Source organism: Microbacterium sp. NPDC080005 (assembly GCF_040702445.1).
Classification (GTDB): Bacteria; Actinomycetota; Actinomycetes; order Actinomycetales; family Microbacteriaceae; genus Microbacterium; species Microbacterium oleivorans_D.
The window spans coordinates 1,169,164-1,183,738 of record NZ_JBFBLD010000001.1; the positions used below are offsets into that span (position 1 = coordinate 1,169,164).

Annotated in this window: 14 protein-coding genes; 1 reads left to right on the forward strand and 13 read right to left on the reverse strand. The window is 69.9% G+C overall.

The features are described from left to right. Positions 1-17: 17 nt before the first annotated feature. Positions 18-1,778, reverse strand: a complete 1,761-nt coding sequence (gene leuA, locus AB0259_RS05695) for a 2-isopropylmalate synthase (RefSeq protein ID WP_366220141.1) — start codon at positions 1,776-1,778, stop codon at positions 18-20. Between the two features lie 186 nt (positions 1,779-1,964). On the opposite strand from leuA, the gene AB0259_RS05700 reads away from it, so the two are divergent. Further along, on the forward strand, positions 1,965-2,612 hold the full coding sequence (locus tag AB0259_RS05700) for a hypothetical protein (protein WP_366220139.1): 648 nt from the start codon (positions 1,965-1,967) through the stop codon (positions 2,610-2,612). 9 nt (positions 2,613-2,621) lie between these two features. Here the strand turns inward: AB0259_RS05700 and AB0259_RS05705 are convergent, their stop codons facing one another. From AB0259_RS05705 to lepA, 12 genes are all read right to left on the reverse strand, one after another. Next, a complete protein-coding gene (locus AB0259_RS05705; protein ID WP_366220137.1) occupies positions 2,622-3,554 on the reverse strand; it encodes an NADP-dependent oxidoreductase in 933 nt (310 codons plus the stop codon). A gap of 36 nt (positions 3,555-3,590) precedes the next feature. Continuing rightward, positions 3,591-4,481 (reverse strand): GTPase Era, encoded by an 891-nt coding sequence (era, locus tag AB0259_RS05710; RefSeq protein ID WP_251580643.1) that lies wholly within the window; start codon positions 4,479-4,481, stop codon positions 3,591-3,593. A 2-nt stretch (positions 4,482-4,483) separates the two neighbouring features. Beyond that, a complete protein-coding gene (locus AB0259_RS05715) occupies positions 4,484-5,806 on the reverse strand; it encodes a hemolysin family protein (RefSeq protein ID WP_251580642.1) in 1,323 nt (440 codons plus the stop codon). Beyond that, positions 5,803-6,270, reverse strand: coding sequence for an rRNA maturation RNase YbeY (gene ybeY, locus AB0259_RS05720; protein ID WP_064002183.1), 468 nt, complete (start codon positions 6,268-6,270; stop codon positions 5,803-5,805). The genes AB0259_RS05715 and ybeY overlap by 4 nt, the downstream gene beginning before the upstream one ends. Next, complete coding sequence (locus AB0259_RS05725) at positions 6,267-7,295, reverse strand: PhoH family protein (protein ID WP_251581253.1); 1,029 nt, start codon at positions 7,293-7,295, stop codon at positions 6,267-6,269. Before AB0259_RS05725 ends, ybeY begins: the two co-directional genes overlap by 4 nt. Before the next feature lie 46 nt (positions 7,296-7,341). Further along, the gene (locus AB0259_RS05730; protein ID WP_366220136.1) at positions 7,342-7,689 is read right to left on the reverse strand and encodes an HIT domain-containing protein; all 348 of its coding nucleotides are present in this window, start codon (positions 7,687-7,689) and stop codon (positions 7,342-7,344) included. Positions 7,690-7,733: 44 nt separating this feature from the next. Next, positions 7,734-8,471, reverse strand: coding sequence for a 16S rRNA (uracil(1498)-N(3))-methyltransferase (locus tag AB0259_RS05735; RefSeq protein WP_366220135.1), 738 nt, complete (start codon positions 8,469-8,471; stop codon positions 7,734-7,736). A 2-nt stretch (positions 8,472-8,473) separates the two neighbouring features. Then, positions 8,474-9,589 (reverse strand): molecular chaperone DnaJ, encoded by a 1,116-nt coding sequence (gene dnaJ / locus AB0259_RS05740; protein ID WP_366220133.1) that lies wholly within the window; start codon positions 9,587-9,589, stop codon positions 8,474-8,476. Between the two features lie 31 nt (positions 9,590-9,620). Further along, entirely contained in the window at positions 9,621-10,655 is a 1,035-nt protein-coding gene (hrcA, locus tag AB0259_RS05745; protein ID WP_366220132.1) for a heat-inducible transcriptional repressor HrcA, read from the reverse strand. Between the two features lie 70 nt (positions 10,656-10,725). Further along, a complete protein-coding gene (hemW, locus tag AB0259_RS05750; RefSeq protein WP_366220130.1) occupies positions 10,726-11,943 on the reverse strand; it encodes a radical SAM family heme chaperone HemW in 1,218 nt (405 codons plus the stop codon). Then, the gene (locus tag AB0259_RS05755; RefSeq protein ID WP_366220128.1) at positions 11,943-12,593 is read right to left on the reverse strand and encodes a DUF1990 family protein; all 651 of its coding nucleotides are present in this window, start codon (positions 12,591-12,593) and stop codon (positions 11,943-11,945) included. The genes hemW and AB0259_RS05755 overlap by 1 nt, the downstream gene beginning before the upstream one ends. Positions 12,594-12,602: 9 nt before the next feature. Next, complete coding sequence (gene lepA / locus AB0259_RS05760) at positions 12,603-14,453, reverse strand: translation elongation factor 4 (RefSeq protein ID WP_366220126.1); 1,851 nt, start codon at positions 14,451-14,453, stop codon at positions 12,603-12,605. Between the last annotated feature and the right edge of the window lie 122 nt (positions 14,454-14,575).

Genomic DNA, 14,575 nt, shown 5'->3' on the forward strand with positions numbered 1-14,575 from the left:
ACGGCGGCCGCGCGGACTCAGACGCTCGCGAGTTCGCCCTCGGAGACCCGGCTGCGGATGGCGCGGTTGACGGCCGAGACGACGGCCTTCAGGCTCGCGGTGGAGATGTCGCCGTCGATGCCGACACCCCAGAGGCGCTGATCGCCGACCTGCAGCTCGACGTACGCCGCCGCGTGGGCGTCACCGCCGGCGCCCAGGGTGTGCTCGACGTAGTCGTACAGGGAGATGTCGAACCCGCGCTCGCTCAGCACCTTGAGGAACGCCGCGATGGGACCGTTGCCCGCCCCGGTCGCCGCGACGCGGTCGTCCCCGTCGCGCAGGGTCACCTCGAGCGCGACCTCGCCGGACATGTCGCTCTGCGTGCGGGTCGACAGCAGTTCGAAGCGACCCCACTTCTCGTCGGCGGATGCGGCGGGCAGGTACTCGTCGGAGAAGATCGACCAGATCTGACCGCTCGAGACCTCGCCGCCCTCGGCATCCGTCTTCGCCTGGACCACACCGGAGAACTCGATCTGCAGCTTGCGCGGCAGGTCGAGCGCGTGGTCCGTCTTCAGGAGATACGCGACACCGCCCTTGCCCGACTGCGAGTTGACGCGGATGACCGCCTCGTACGACCGGCCGAGGTCCTTCGGGTCGATGGGCAGGTACGGGACGGCCCACTCGATCTCGTCGACCGAGACGCCCGCGGTCTGCGCGCGGGCCTCCATAGCCTCGAAGCCCTTCTTGATCGCGTCCTGGTGCGATCCGCTGAACGCGGTGAAGACCAGGTCTCCCGCCCACGGGCTGCGCTCGGGCACGGGCAGCTGGTTGCAGTACTCTGCGGTGCGCTTGACGTGGTCGATGTCGCTGAAGTCGATCTGCGGGTCGATCCCCTGCGTGAGCAGGTTGATCCCCAGAGCGACCAGGTCGACGTTCCCGGTGCGCTCGCCGTTGCCGAAGAGGCATCCTTCGATCCGGTCGGCGCCCGCCATGTATCCCAGCTCCGCCGCAGCGATCGCGGTACCGCGGTCGTTGTGGGGATGCAGCGACAGGATGACGTTCTCGCGGTGGGCCAGGTGGCGGCTCATCCACTCGATCGAGTCGGCGTAGACGTTCGGGGTCGCCATCTCGACGGTGGCCGGGAGGTTGATGATGACCTTGCGCTCGGGGGTCGGTTCGAAGACCTCGATGACCTGGTTGCAGACGTCCACGGCGAACTCGAGCTCGGTGCCGGTGTAGCTCTCGGGCGAGTACTCGTAGTAGACGGTCGTCTCGGGGATCGTCTTCTCGTACTCGCGGCAGAGCCGGGCACCCTCGAGGGCGATGTCGATGATGCCCTGCTTGTCGGTGCGGAAGACGACCTCGCGCTGCAGCACGCTCGTCGAGTTGTAGAGGTGCACGATCGCCTGCTTGGCACCCGCGATCGACTCATAGGTGCGCTTGATGAGGTGGTCACGAGCCTGCGTCAGCACCTGGATCGTGACGTCCTCGGGGATGAGGTCCTCTTCGATCAGCTGCCGGACGAAGTCGAAATCGGTCTGACTCGCGCTCGGGAAACCGACCTCGATCTCCTTGTAGCCCATGCTCACGAGCAGCTCGAACATGATCCGCTTGCGTTCGGGGCTCATCGGGTCGATGAGGGCCTGGTTTCCGTCGCGCAGGTCGACGGCGCACCAGCGGGGCGCGACCTCGATGCGTTTGCTCGGCCACGTCCGGTCGGGCAGATCGACACGGATCTGCTTGTGAAACGGGCGGTACTTATGGATCGGGGCGCCCGAGGGCTTCTGGGTGTTTCGCATGATGGGTGCTTCTTCTCTCGTCACTGGTGCGGACCCACGACAACCTCCGCGACGAGTTGGTCCTAGATCGAGGACTCGTCGCGGCGACGAAGAAGGAGGCCGCAGAAGCGCATACCGACACGTTACACCCCGATCCCAGACCGACGGCATCCGAGACGGATGCCGCGTCCGCGACACTCCCCGGGCATGACCATCCGTCGCTCCGCCCCCTCCGTGCTCGCAGGCTCCGCGCTGCTCGCGGGCGCCGCTCTGCTCCTCACCTCCTGCGCACCGGGCGCAGCGGATGCCGGTGGGGACTCAGCGCCGCCCGGATCGGCTCTGGCCGCCCTCACGCCGGAGCCCCCGACCGGCGAGGTGCTCGGCCAGGGGACGGTCCTCGACGACGGGTCCTCGGCGAAGCTCTGCCTCGGCGCGGTCGCCGAGTCCGCCCCGCCGCAGTGCGCCGGCATCCCCCTCGCCGGATGGTCCTGGGAGGGCGTAGCCGACGCCGCCGTCATGTCGGGGTCGACGTGGGGCACGTACGCGGTGTGGGGCACCTACGACGGCGACACGCTCACCGTGACGCGGGCACCGGTCCCCCTCGCCCTCTTCGACGCGATGCCCCTCCCCGACCCGACACGGGGTGAACCCGGGACGGCCACCGCCGCCGACATCGACACCGTCCAGTCGATCGTCCCCGACGCGATCGGTGCCGCCTACCTCGGATCGTACGACCAGGATGGCTGGATCCACGTCGACGTGATCTGGGACGACGGTACGTGGCAGCGTGCGGCCGATCAGGACTTCGGCGCCGGGAAGGTCATCGTGCGATCGGCACTGCGACTCGTCGAGTGAGGCGCTAGCTCAGGGGATGAGCGCGAGCTTTCCGCCCGGGTGGCCCGTCATGAGGTACTCCGCGGCATTGCGCGCCTCGTTCAACGGGTACGTCCGTGCAACGGGAACCTCGAGCAGGCCCTGTGCGGCCAGATCGACCAGCGGACCGCGGACACCGTCGCGGAAGACCGCGCTGGCCCGCATCATCCCGCCGATCGCCACGATGCCATCGGGCTCCACGCGGTCGGGCCGGACGATCGTGATGATCCGCTGGCGGTCCGCCACGAGTTCGAAGGACGCCTCCAGCGCCTCGTCCGTGCCGACGCCGTCGAGCGCTGCCACGAAGGGCGCGCCCGAAGCCGCCTCTCTCGCCCTCTCGACGAGGCCCTCGCCGTACTCGACGGCGACGCCTCCGTAGCGCCGGACGACGTCGAGGTTGGCGGGTCCCGCCGTCCCGACGACGCGCACCCCGCGCGTCCGCGCCTGCTGCAGGAAGCTGACCCCGACCGCACCGGATGCCGCGTGGAACAAGACGAGGTCGCCCTCGCGCGCACCGCTGCGGTCGAGAAGCTCCGCCGCCGTGGCCCCCGCGAGCAGCAGATTCGCCGCCTCGGGATGTGTCAGGGTCGACGGCTTGTGGAACGCCTTCTCGGCAGGGATCGTCAGCTCGGTCGCATATCCGCCGCTCACGCGGAACGCCAGGACCTCGTCTCCCACCCGGGCCACGCCGGAACCGATCGCTGTATCCGGACCGATCGCCGTGATCTCGCCCGACACCTCGTAGCCCAGCGGGACGGGGAAGGACGCCCCCGGTCGCGCCGAATGCTTGACGTCGGCGGGATTCATCCCCGCGGCGTGGATGCGGATCGTCACCTCACCCGGGCCGGGCGCCGGCACCTCGACGTCCCGCAGCTCCCACTCGCCGATACCACCGGGACCCGTCGCGAACCATGCCTGAGCCATGCGTCGTCCTTCCTGTCTCGCCGGCGCCCTCGCCGGTCAGAATCCGAGGCGCCCCAGTTGCTTGGGGTCGCGCTGCCATTCCTTGGCCACCCGCACGTGGAGCGACAGATACACCCGCCCGCCGACCAGCGGCTCGATCCCCGCGCGGGAGCGAGCGCCCACGTCGGCGAGGCGTGAGCCCTTGCGGCCGATGATGATCGCCTTCTGGCTGTCGCGCTCGACGACGATGTTCGCGTAGACGTCGGTGAGGTCGCTGTCTTCGCGGGGACTGACGTCCTCGACCGTGACGGCGATGGAGTGCGGCAGCTCGTCGCGGACGCCGTCCAGTGCCGCCTCGCGGATGATCTCGGCGATCCGGTCCTCGAGGCTCTCGTCGGTGACGACGCCCTCGGGATAGAGCGCGGGCCCCTCGGGCATGAGTTTGAGCAGTTCGTCGGCGAGGACGTCGAGTTGCTCGTCCGTCACGGCGGACAGCGGGATCACGGCGTCCCAGTCCTCGCGCAGCGAATCGACCTCCATGAGCCGCTCGGTGATCTCCTCGCGGGACGCGATGTCGACCTTCGTGACGATGGCCACCTTCTTGGCGCGCCCGTACCCATCGAGGGACGCCGCGATGCGGCGGTCGCCGGGACCGACCTTCTCTGTCGCCGGCACGAGGAAGCCGATCGCGTCGACGTCGCCGAGCACCTGTTCGACGAGGTCGTTGAGGCGTTGACCGAGCAGGGTGCGCGGCTTGTGGATGCCGGGGGTGTCCACGATCACGAGCTGCCCCGTCGGGCGGTTGAGGATGCCGCGGATCGCCTTGCGGGTCGTCTGCGGTTTGTCGCTGGTGATCGCCACCTTCTCGCCGACGAGCGCGTTGGTCAGGGTGGACTTGCCGACGTTGGGGCGCCCCACGAACGTCACGAAGCCGGAACGGCTGGTCATGGTCACTCCGATCCCCGCGAGACGCGGACCTCTCCGGTGGTGGGCGAGAAGGCGCTCTCGGCGGCGTCGAGACTCTCGGAGCGTTCGACGAAGACGGTCGCGAGGCCGCGGCCCCGGCCGAGCGAGGTTCCGCCCGTGAGGACCAGACCGCTGTGCTCGACACGGGCGCCGGGAACGGGGACGCTGCCGAGTGCCTTGCCGAACAGGCCGCCGATCGAGTCGACGTCGTCGTCCTCGAGCTCGATGCCGAACAGGTCGCCGACCTCGTCGAGGCCGAGGCGGGTCGACACGCGGAACCGACCGTCGCCGAGGTCCGTGACCTCGCGGGTCCGCAGGTCGTACTCGTCGGAGATCTCCCCCACGAGCTCCTCGATCAGGTCCTCGAGCGTGACGAGGCCCGAGACGCCGCCGTACTCGTCGACGACGAGGCACACGTGCACGGCCTCGCGCTTCATCTGCTGGAGGAGCGTCTCAGCACGCATCGACTCCGGCACGAACACCGCGGGGCGTGCGATCTGCGCGACCGGCACTCCGCGCCACGCGGTCTCGTCCCGGTAGGCGAACTGCACGAGGTCCTTCAGATAGACGACACCGGTGATGTCGTCAGCCTCACCGTCGGCGATCGGGATGCGCGAGACGCCCTTGTCGAGGAAGAGCGTCATCGCCTGCTGCGTCGTGGCCGCGGCATCCATCGTCACCATGTCGGTGCGCGGCACCATGACGGCGCGCACGAAGCGGTCGGTGAAGTCGAACACCGAGTGGATGAGGTCGCGGTCGTCGGCCTCGATGAGGTCCTGCGACGCGGCCTCGTCGACCATGCTGAGCAGCTGCTCCTCGGAGGCGAACGAGGCGCCTCGGTGGATGCCGGGCGTCAGTCGGTCGCCCACGAGGACGAGCAGGTGCGCGAGCGGGCCCAGCACGATGCGCGCGCCGCGGATCAGCGGGGCGCAGAACCGGAGGAAACCCTTCGCGTGCTGGCGCCCCACCGCGCGCGGTGAGGCGCCGACGAGCACGAACGACGCGATCGTCATCAGCACGACGGCGGCGAGCATCGCCCACCAGATGTTGTCGAAGATCAGCGTCAGCGCGACCGTCACGAGGACCGCGGCGGCCGTCTCGACGAGGATGCGGATGAACACGACGGCGGTGCGGTGCGCGTCGGGGTCGGCCGCGATGCGTCGCAGCGCCGTTCCCGACCGGGCCTCGTCGGCGAGGTCGGCGAGATCGGCACGACCGGTCACATCGAGAGCTGCCTCGAGCGAGGCCATGAGACCGCCGAGCGCGACGAGGAGTCCGGCGGCGACGAGGAGGAGGACCTCGGTCATGCGCGTCGGCGGCGCTCGCTCGAGTGGAACGCGCCGATGAGCTCCTTCTGGAGCCCGAACATCTCGCGCTCCTCCTCGGGCTCGGCATGGTCGAAACCGAGCAGGTGCAGAAGGCCGTGCGTCGTCAGGAGGATGAGCTCGTCCATCGTGGAGTGCTTCGCCGCCTGCGCCTGGGTCTCGGCCACCTGCGGGCAGAGCACGATGTCGCCGAGCAGGCCGGGAGGTGTGGGCGCCTCCTCCGTGCCCGGGCGCAGCTCGTCCATCGGGAAGCTGAGCACGTCGGTCGGCCCCGGCTCGTCCATCCACTGCACGTGCAGGGCCTCCATCGCGCCCTCGTCGACGAGGAGGATCGCGACGTCCGCGTCGGGGCTCACGTGGAGCTCGGCGAAGTTGTGCTCGGTCAGGCGCAGCAGGACGGTCTCATCGACCTCGACGCCGGACTCGTTGGTGATCTCGATGGTCATGATCGTCCTCGTTTGGGCTGGCGGTCACGGGGGCCGGCGGGGCGCAGGCCGGCTCGGCGCTCCGCGCGGTTCGCGAACTCGCTCGCCTCGTCGCGCTCGCGGCGCGCGGCGAGCTTCTCCTCGTCGTACGCGCTGTAGGCGTCGACGATGCGGCCCACCAGGGTGTGGCGCACGACGTCGTCGCTCGTGAGCCGCGCGAAGTGGATGTCGTCGATGTCCTTGAGCACCCGGGTGACCAGGCGCAGACCCGATGCACCCTGGGGCAGGTCGACCTGCGTGATGTCACCGGTCACGACCATGCGTGTCCCGAACCCGAGACGAGTGAGGAACATCTTCATCTGCTCGGGCGTCGTGTTCTGCGCCTCGTCGAGCACGACGAACGAGTCGTTGAGCGTGCGTCCGCGCATGTAGGCCAGCGGCGCGACCTCGATGGTGCCCGACGCCATGAGCTTCGGGACGAGCTCGGGGTCCATCATCTCGTTGAGCGCGTCGTAGAGCGGCCGCAGGTAGGGGTCGATCTTGTCGGTCAACGTTCCCGGCAGGAATCCGAGGCGCTCGCCCGCCTCGACGGCGGGACGGGTCAGGATGATGCGGCTGACCTCCTTGCGCTGCAGCGCCTGCACGGCCTTCGCCATCGCGAGGTAGGTCTTGCCGGTACCCGCGGGGCCGATGCCGAACACGATCGTGTTCTCCTCGATCGCGTCGACGTACTCCTTCTGACCGAGCGTCTTCGGGCGGATGACCTTGCCGCGCGACGAGAGGATCGCCTCGCCCAGCACCTCGGAGGGACGCATCCCGCCGTTGTCTCGGAGGATGCGGTTCGACTGGGTGACGTCGCTCGGGTCGAGGCCCTGCCCGGCACGGGCCATGCCGATCAGCTCGTCGACGAGCTCGCGGGCGCGGGCGACGGCGCCGGTCTCACCCGTGAGGGTGATCTCGTTGCCCCGGACGTGCACCTGCACATCGGGGTGCTCGTGCTCGACGGTGCGCAGCAGCCGGTCCTGGGGACCCAGCAGCTGCACCATCGCGACGCCGTCCGCATAGATGCGGTCGACGGTGGGTTCGGTGCTGTCAGCCACCGAGGCTCCCTTCGCTGAGCCCGCCGCCCAGCACGTGGGCGTGGACGTGGAAGACGGTCTGGCCCGCTCCCGGACCGGTGTTGAAGATCAGGCGGAAGTCGCCGTCGGCATGCTCCGCCGCGATGCTGTTCGCGAGCCCCACGAGCTCGGCGAGGAGAGCGGGGTCGCCCGCCGCGAGCTCGACGACGTCGCGGTAGCGCTCGCTCTTGGGGATGACGAGCAGGTGCACGCGGGCCTGGGGGGCGAGGTCGCGGATCGCGAACGCGTTCTCGGTCTCCGCGATGATCTCGGAGGGGATCTCACCCCGGAGGATGCGGGTGAACACCGATGGCTCGCTCATCCCTTCAGTCTAGTCAGCGGCTCCCGGCGTCGGCCGGTGCCGACTCACCAGCGACCGAGTGCCCGGTTGACCAGCGCAAGCGCCGCGGGACCGGCGGTCGAGGTGCGCAGCACCGTGTCACCGAGCCGCACGAGCGCGGCACCCGCGCCCTGCAGGAGGTCGAGCTCCTCCGGGGCGATGCCGCCCTCCGGTCCCACGACGAGGAGCACGTCCCGGATGTCGGACGCGTCGAGCTCGACGCTCGAGAGCGCAGCGGATGCCGTCGGCTCGAGCACCAGCATCCGTGCAGACTCCGCCTGAGCGACGAGCTGCCGCGTCGTCACAGGATCGGCGACCTCGGGCAGCCACGGGCGGTGCGCCTGCTTCGCCGCCTCGCGGGCGATGGACTCCCAGCGCGCGACGCCTTTCGCGACCTTCGCGCCGTCCCAGCGCGAGACGGATCGCCCGGCCTGCCAGGGAAGGATCGCATCGACGCCCAGCTCGGTCGCCGCCTGCACGGCGAGCTCGTCACGGTCGCCCTTTGCGAGCGCCTGCACGAGCACCGTGCGGGGCGACGGCTGCGGATGCTCGGCGCGTTCCACGACCTCGACCACGACCTCCTTCGGGGCGACCGAGGAGGCCGTCCCGGTGAGCCAGAGGCCGCGGCCGTCGCCGACGGTCACGCCCTCGCCGACCCGGATGCGACGCACGGCGGCGGCGTGGTGGGCCTCGGCCCCGGTCAGCCGCACGACATCGCCGGGGCGGGCGGCACGGGCATCCTCGGTGAGGAAGTGCAGGGCCACGGTCAGCGCTTGAACTTGTCGCGGAGCTTCGAGAACAGCCCGGGGTGGAACTCGGCGAGGTGCGGCGGCGCGGGCCGCGTGCGCTTCGCGAGCTCCTGCACGAGTGCACGCGACTTCGGGTCGAGGTGGGAGGGCGTCACGACCTGCACCGCGACCCGGAGGTCGCCACGCTGCTCACCGCGCAGGGGCGTGATGCCACGACCGCGGATCGTGAGCTCGTCGCCGGCCTGCACGCCCTGACGGATCTCGAGGTCGACGGGGCCGTCGAGCGAGTCGATCGTGACGCCGGTGCCCAGGATCGCGTCGATCATCGACACCTCGAGGGTCGCGAGCAGGTCGTCGCCGTCGCGGCTGAACACGTCGTGCGGCGCGACGGTGACCTCGAGGTACAGGTCGCCGTTCGCGCCGCCCGCGGGACCGACCTCGCCCGAGCCGGGCAGCTGCAGCCGGAGCCCCGTCTCGACGCCCGCGGGGATGTCGATCGACACGGTGCGGCGGGCGCGGACACGACCCTGCCCCTGGCAGGTGGAGCAGGGGTAGGGGATGGTCGTGCCGTACCCCTGACAGGTCGTGCAGGGCTGTGACGTGACGACGTTGCCGAGGAGGCTCCGAACCGTCCGCTGGATCTGCCCGGAACCGTGGCAGATGTCGCACGTGACGGGCTGAGTGCCCGGCTGGCAGCAGGAGCCCTGGCAGGTCTCGCACAGGACCGCGGTGTCGACCTCGATGTCGCGGTGGACACCGAACACGACGTCGCCGAGGGTGAGGTCGACGCGAACGAGCGCATCCTGACCGCGCTCGCGACGCGATCGCGGACGACCCGCTCGGGTCCCGCCGCCGCCTCCGCCGAAGAACGTCTCGAAGATGTCGCTGAAACCGCCGAAGCCGGCACCGGCGCCGCCGAAGGCACCCGCGTCGCCGCCCAGGTCGTAGCGCTGGCGCTGGTCCGGATCGCTCAGGACGTCGTACGCGTGCGTGACGAGCTTGAAGCGCTCCGCCGCATCCTCACCCGGGTTGACGTCGGGGTGGAGCTGGCGCGCCAGTCGGCGGTACGCCTTCTTGATCTCGTCCGGGCTCGCGTCGCGCGCGACGCCCAGGACCTCGTAGTGGTCAGCCACAATCACCTCTCCGGCCCGGAGGCCGATTCGTTCAGCGCGACTTCTCGTCTTCTTCGAGCAGACGCGTCAGATAGTGCGCGACGGCACGGACCGCCGCGAGATTGGTGGGATAGTCCATGCGGGTCGGCCCCAGGACGCCGACGCGTGCCTGCGAACCGCCGGCGTCGTAGTCCCCCGCGACGACGGATGCCTCGGCGAGCCCGAACGGCTCGTTCTCGCGGCCGATGCTGGTCGCCAGACCACGGTCGTCCGCGACCATCTCGCCCATGAGGCGGAGGAGCGTGACCTGCTCCTCGATCGCCTCGAGCAAAGGATAGATGCTGCCGCGGAAGTCGGCCTCCCGACGTGCGAGGGTCGCCGACCCGGCCATGACCATGCGGTCCGAGCGGAACTCGTCCAGTTCCTCGCCGATCGCTCGCAACACGATCCGACGGTTCTCCTCACGCGGCGCAGGGGCCTCGTCCTCCAGGGTGCGGGCGATGGCCGCGGCACCGTCGCGGACGCTCTTGCCGGTCAGCAGCGCGGCCATCGCGAGCTTGAGCTGCTGCGCCTCTTCGGCGGTGGGCTCGGTTGCGAGGAAAGTCACCCGCTGCGAGACGCGTCCGGTGTCAGTCACGACGATGATGACGACACGGGTCCCGCCGAGGTGCACGACCTCGATGTGCGACACGTTGGCTCGGGCGAAGGAGGGGTACTGCACGATCGCGACCTGGCCGGTGAGGCGCGTGAGCGTGCGCACGGTGCGCACGAGGAGGTCGTCGAGGTCGCCGGTGTCCTCGAGGAAGGCGCCGATCGCGGACCGCTGCGCGGACGTCAACGGGCGCACCTCGGCGAGGTGATCGACGAAGACCCGGTAGCCCTTGTCCGTCGGCACACGGCCCGACGAGGTGTGCGGGGCGGTGATGAGCTCCTCGTCCTCGAGCAGCGCCATGTCGTTGCGGATCGTGGCGGCGGACACCCCGAACTGGTGGCGATCGACGATCGCCTTGCTCCCGACGGGCTCGCGCGTGTCGACGTAGTCCTGCACGATCGCACGCAGCACCTGCAGACCGCGTTCCGAGACCATCACCCCTCCTCCGCTGGCACTCTCGATCTTGGAGTGCCAATTCTACCGCGCGTGAAGCGATCTGCTCGGATCACGCGGTCAGCGCGCGGACGACCGCGTCGGCCAGGAGCCTCCCCCGCCGGGTCAGCACGATCGTGCCGCGCACGGCGGCGGCGCCCTCGACGAGTCCGTCGGCGATGAGGGATGCCACGTTCCGCCGTCCCGCGACCGTCACCTCGTCCACTGCGACGCCGTCGGCGATGCGCGAGCGCAGCAGGATGTCCTCGAGGCGGCGGGCCTCGGCATCCGGTCGCTCCCGTCCCGCGGCCGGGGACTGCCCGGCGGCCAGACGCTGCGCGTAGGCCGCGGGGTGCTTCACGTTCCACCACCGCAGCCCGCCGATGTGGCTGTGCGCGCCGGGGCCGAAGCCCCACCAATCCTGACCCCGCCAGTACGAGAGGTTGTGCCGCGACCGCTGGGCGCGGCTCGTGGACCAGTTCGAGACCTCGTACCATTCGTAGCCGGCCGCGGCGAGCAGCTCGTCGGCCAGCTCGTACATGTCGGCCTGCAGGTCGTCGTCGGGTGCGACCACCTCGCCGCGACGGATCTGACGCTCGAGTTTCGTGCCGTCCTCCACGATGAGCGCATAGGCCGAGACGTGGTCGGGCGCGAGCGCCGTCGCCGTCTCGAGCGAGGCGCGCCAGTCCTCGAGCGACTCCCCCGGCGCGCCGTAGATGAGGTCCAGGCTCACGGCGAGCCCGGCGCGCCGTGCCGCGGCGACGGCCGTCGCGATGTTCGCCGGGTCGTGCGTCCGGTCGAGGGCGGCCAGGACGTGCGGGACGGCGGACTGCATGCCGACCGAGAGACGCGTGACGCCCGCCTCCGCGAGCGTCCGAGCCACGGCATCCGTCATCGTGTCGGGGTTCGCCTCGACCGTCACCTCCGCACCCTCGGCCAACCCGAAGGTGTCGCGGACGCCGTCGAGCATCCGCGCCAGATCACCCGGCGGCAGGAGGGTCGGGGTGCCTCCGCCGAAGAACACCGTCTGCGCGGGGCGGAGCGGCCCGCGGTCGCCGAGGACGCGGCGGGAGATCTCGATCTCGCGCAGGACCTCGTCGGCGTACGCGTCCTGGCGGGCACCGCGCAGTTCGGTGGCGGTGTACGTGTTGAAGTCGCAGTAGCCGCAGCGGACGCGGCAGAACGGGACGTGCAGGTAGACGCCGAAGTCGACGTCGTCCGAGACGGTCACGTCGGCGGGAAGAGCGCCGTCGGCCGGTGCGGGATCGCCGAGGGGAAGAGCGGACCCCATCAGGAGCCGGTGGCGTACATGGGCGACATCGCCTGCAGGTACCCCTGGAACAGCGCGCGCCGGCGTCGCCTCACGAGCGGGCGCCAGACGCGGTACAAGAGACCGGTCGGCTTGTCGAAGGCGCGGACTGTGAACCAGACCTCGTCGTCGTCGCGCCACTCGAGGAGGAAGGACTCCTCGCCGCTGACGACCGAGCCGCCGACCGTGCCGAGGGAGAACCCGACGCGTCGCGGCTCGTCGACGACGGAGATCACGCGGAGCTCGGCATCCGCCCGCATCCCGCCGACCCGGCCGCGCAGGTGCACCGTCGTCCCCGCACCGGCGAAGGGCACACCGTCGGCGTCGAACCGCTGCTCGTCGTCGAGGCGGCTCGGCTGGACGGCATTGCCGTCCGCGTCGAAGCCCACACCCGAGTACATCGGACCGGGTGCCGGGCGCACGTCGCTCACCTGAAGGCCCGCCCCGCGCTGCGCACCCCAGCCGAGCAGCGACTCGCTCGAGGTGACGAAGCGGCTCTCACCGCTGCCGAGACGCCAGGACTCCTCCGCCGGGGTCGTGCCCTTCGGCGGATAGCCCATGAGATCCGGTGCCTGCGTCGCCCCGACGGCGGCGTAGTCGACGGTTCCTGCCTGGAAACTTCCGCGGCGCATCGTGCCAGCCTACTTCTTGTCCTTGCCCTCGACGTCTCCCGACAGCGCGGCGATGAACGCCTCCTGGGGGACCTCGACGCGGCCGACCATCTTCATGCGCTTCTTGCCCTCCTTCTGCTTCTCGAGCAGCTTGCGCTTACGCGTGATGTCGCCGCCGTAGCACTTGGCGAGCACGTCCTTGCGAATGGCGCGGATGTTCTCGCGGGCGATGATGCGCGCACCGATCGCTGCCTGGATCGGCACTTCGAACTGCTGGCGCGGGATGAGCTTGCGCAGCCGCTCGGTCATCATCGTCCCGTAGGAATAGGCCTTGTCGCGGTGGACGATCGAGCTGAACGCGTCGACCTTCTCGCCCTGCAGGAGGATGTCGACCTTCACGAGGTCCGCCGTCTGCGAGCCGGCCGGCTCATAGTCGAGGCTCGCGTACCCCTGAGTCTTGGACTTCAGGTGGTCGAAGAAGTCGAAGACGATCTCGCCGAGGGGCATGTTGTAGCGCAGCTCGACGCGGTCCTCGCTGAGGTAGTCCATGCCCAGCAGCGTCCCGCGACGCGACTGGCAGAGCTCCATGACGGTGCCCACGTAATCCTTCGGCAACAGGATGCCGACCTTCACGACGGGCTCGGAGACCTCGGCGACGCGGCCGTCGGGGTACTCGGACGGGTTGGTGACCGTCACGGTCTCGCCAGTGTCGGTCATGACCTCGTAGGTGACCGAGGGCGCCGTTGTGATGAGGTCGAGCCCGAACTCGCGGGCGAGACGCTCGGTGATGATCTCGAGGTGCAGCAGGCCGAGGAATCCGCACCGGAAGCCGAAGCCGAGGGCGACGGAGGTCTCGGGTTCGTACTGCAGCGAGGCATCCGACAGCTTGAGCTTGTCGAGCGCCTCACGCAGCTCGGCGTAGTCGCTGCCGTCGATCGGGTAGATGCCCGAGAAGACCATGGGCTTGGGATCGGTGTATCCCGCGAGCGCCTCGGATGCGGGCTTCCGGTGGTTCGTGATCGTGTCGCCGACCTTGGACTGGCGGACGTCCTTCACACCGGTGATCAGATAGCCGACCTCGCCGACGCCGAGTCCCTTCGTCGGGACCGGTTCCGGGCTCGACACTCCGATCTCGAGGAGGTCGTGGGCCGCCTTCGACGACATCATCTGGATGCGCTCACGCGGCTCGAGCTTGCCGTCGACCATGCGGACGTACGTGACGACGCCCCGGTACGCGTCGTACACCGAGTCGAAGATCATCGCCCGCGCGGGAGCGTCGGCGTCACCGACCGGAGCCGGGATGCGCTCGACGATGCGGTCGAGCAGCGCCTCGACGCCCATGCCGGTCTTGCCGCTGACCTTGAGCACGTCGGCCGGGTCGCCGCCGATGAGGTTCGCGAGTTCGGCGGCGTACTTGTCGGGGTCCGCGGCGGGGAGGTCGATCTTGTTGAGGACAGGGATGATCTCGAGATCGTTCTCGAGGGCGAGGTAGAGGTTGGCGAGGGTCTGCGCCTCGATGCCCTGTGCCGCGTCGACGAGGAGGATCGCTCCCTCGCAGGCGGCGAGGGAGCGGCTGACCTCGTAGGTGAAGTCCACGTGCCCGGGGGTGTCGATCATGTTGAGCGCGAATGTGCCGTCGGCGGTGGCCCACGGCATCCGGACCGCCTGGCTCTTGATCGTGATGCCGCGCTCCCGCTCGATGTCCATCCGGTCGAGGTACTGCGCCCGCATGTCGCGGTCGGCGACCACGCCGGTGATCTGCAGCATGCGATCGGCCAGGGTGGACTTGCCGTGGTCGATGTGAGCGATGATGCAGAAGTTGCGGAGCTGCGCGGGCGGCGTGGCCGCGGGCTGCAGGGGCTGAAGGGCGCGGGGTGACATGACCAGGCGAGTCTACCGGCGCGGGGCCGGGCGCCAGCCCCGACGATCGGGCACCATAACCCGCCACGGCGGCGACACGCCAGTGGCCCGCCGCATGAGAAAGAGTTAACCGATTTGACACT